Here is a 2,801-nt window from a genome sequence, read left to right on the forward strand (position 1 = left end):
TTAGTCACCTTAAGCATACCGCTGATGCGGCTTGCTAGGGAGGGGGCTCAATGAGTATCAAGCAAATAAATAGGGACAAAAATCAGTTGGCTGTTTTCGTTCCTCAACATTTTAGGCAACTAATTTTTGCCCATTATTTGGGCGTTGAGGCTGTAGAATTTCTCCAAAATAGACGTTTTTAACGTCTATTTACTAAAAAACAAATTGGTTGTTTTTTGAGCTTGCGGTGTGTCGATGCCTGTGATCTAATAGATATTATTCACCTACAGTAAATTGTTATGGCCAACTACAAGCCTGACTTATCCTGCCAAAGTAAATTCATTCCCATCAATTTTTCAGAGCAAATTTTGCCTGGCACATTCGAGTATGCCCTTTGTTATATTATCGAAAATAAACTCGATTTATCGGGGTTTGATGCTTGGTATCACAATGATAAAACGGGGGCGGCAGCGTATTCACCAGCAGTGATGCTCAAAATTATTTTACTCGGGTATGCGCATGGGTTAATTAGCAGTCGACGCATTGCTAAGGCGTGTGAAAACAATATTTTGTTCATGAGCTTGTCGGGTGATGTACAGCCACATTACACATCGATAGCGGGTTTTGTGGCTAAAATGCATGAACAAATAGAACCCTTATTTACTCAAGTGCTGCTGATTTGTGATGAAGAAGGGCTCATTGGCCGCAATATGTTTGCCATCGATGGTTGTAAGTTAAAGTCAAATGCGAGCAAAGAATGGAGTGGTACATTTGATGAACTTGGCCGTAAAAAAGCAAAACTAGAACGGGCAAGTAAACGCATTATTGAGCGTCATCAAGCGCAAGATGGGTTGAGTGAAGAACTCGTCACACAAGACTTAAACCAAAAAAGAAAGTTAGATAAAAGTGCGGATAAAATCACGGCATACCTCGCATCACACCAAGAAAAAATAGGCAGCCAAGGTAAGCCTGTGAAAAGCAATATCACCGACCCTGACAGTGCAAAGATGACCACATCCAAGGGCACCATTCAAGGCTACAATGGTATTGCGATAAACGATGATAAACATCAAATTATCTTACAAGCACAAACGTGGGGTTCGGTCGGTGAGCAGCAAACACTCCAGCCAGCAGTCACGCAATTAAAACAACAACTCGATAAGCTCAATCCTGTTAACCCCTCAAGCGAGCACACCATAAAATTTACCGCAGACAGTGGCTTTAACAGTGAAGCTAATCTGGCATTTATGGCACAAAGTGGCTTTGATACCTACATCGCAGACAATCAATTTAGAAAACGAAACCCGTTGTTTCAAGAAAGTGAAACTTACGAAACCGAGCAAGAAAAACGCAGATTAAAACGACGTAATGGCAAGCCTCGATTGTTTACTTCAGATGATTTTCATTATGACGAAGCAACGCAAACTTGCCGATGTCCGGCAGGCAATGAGATGTGGCGAAGCGGCATCAATGTCAAAAGTTATCACCAAGAATACACTCGATTCTGTGGTTATTTAAAAGATTGTAAAACTTGTCCGTTGCAACAGCAATGCATGCGAAAACCGCCGATAAAAACGGGTCGGCAAGTGCAGTTTAAAAATGATGCCTCACGGAAAAAACTGAGTTACACCGACAAGATGAAAGTGAAAATAGACAGCCCAATGGGGCGGCGGCAATATAGCAAACGACTGGGCTGTATCGAACCGGTATTTGGCAATATTACGGTCAACAAAGGGATGAATAAATTGACCTTACGTGGCCAAGCCAAAGTGAATGCCCAGTGGCAACTGTACTGCCTTGTTCATAACATAGAAAAGTTGCAACACACGATGCACTAAGAAGGGGAAGCCCTTTTTACCTCAAAAAACGCTACAAACCGGCCTCAATACCCCCTAAAGCACACTAAAAATATCAACAAAACTGCATGCTAAATAATAATCTAAACACCACTAAATAATTGAATCAAAATATAAACTCAGATATTGTTTATTCATTAATCAAAATAAATTTAAAAACGAGTAATTCTACAGGCTCGTTAGGTGAATATGCGCATCATACTAATATCAATACTAGCTTTCTCCCTCTTTGGGTGTGCCAGTCATAGTGAATCAATCTTTATTCCAGCATCTCCACTTACGCAAGAGGAAATCGATGCGGAAAAAGAACGGTTCAGAAATGATCCCGAATGGGCTGACATTGATGTCGAGGAGATGATTGGTGATGGCAAAGGTATGTATACTTACAGGGAAAAAGATATTCGCTCTGCATTAAAAGGAATTGAAGACTCCGACGAGCGTCTATCACTCTGTTCTAACTCGATTATGAGCGGAGCAACATCAATAGTTTTTTTGGGTAAAACAAATGAGCCTAACCGAGTAAACCTGAAAACAGCATCATGCGGCCCAGTTAAAGGCGGCCTTGCTTGCCAGCCTATGAAGTCAAACTGGAAGCATCAATACAAAGATATATATTTTAATGCTGGTATGCTGCGCTACGAAAAGGCGCTCAAGGTGATTTTGGCATTTGAAGAACGAGGCATCGAAAACTTACCGGACTGGCACCGTAAAATGTTCGGTGTTAATTCTGTCAACTCCGTTGAAGAGACTATGAACGGGTATCTTATAGGTGTAGGTGAGCTATTTTGTGGTGGGTGCGTAGCAAAAATACTAGTTAAGCCAACTCTGGATGAAAATTCTGAAATCACAAAACTCACTTATGTCGATGCAATAGGTAGCATATGTATCTAGCAAGTAAATCACCTAATCGGGTAGCCGGAGGTATCTAGCCTCCAGCCCCCACACCACCCTGCATGCGGCTCCGCA

Annotated in this window: 2 protein-coding genes; both read left to right on the forward strand. The window is 41.6% G+C overall.

Features of this window, described 5'->3' with window-relative positions; genetic code table 11:
• Positions 1–278: 278 nt before the first annotated feature.
• Positions 279–1,817: a transposase gene (locus IEY42_RS21845; protein ID WP_188927281.1), complete on the forward strand. Its 1,539-nt coding sequence runs from the start codon at positions 279–281 to the stop codon at positions 1,815–1,817.
• A gap of 207 nt (positions 1,818–2,024) precedes the next feature.
• Positions 2,025–2,726 carry a hypothetical protein gene (locus tag IEY42_RS21850; RefSeq protein ID WP_188927282.1) on the forward strand — a complete coding sequence of 234 codons (702 nt, stop codon included), beginning with the start codon at positions 2,025–2,027 and terminating at the stop codon, positions 2,724–2,726.
• Positions 2,727–2,801 lie beyond the last annotated feature (75 nt).

This window comes from Shewanella algicola (assembly GCF_014648035.1).
GTDB lineage: Bacteria > Pseudomonadota > Gammaproteobacteria > Enterobacterales > Shewanellaceae > Shewanella > Shewanella algicola.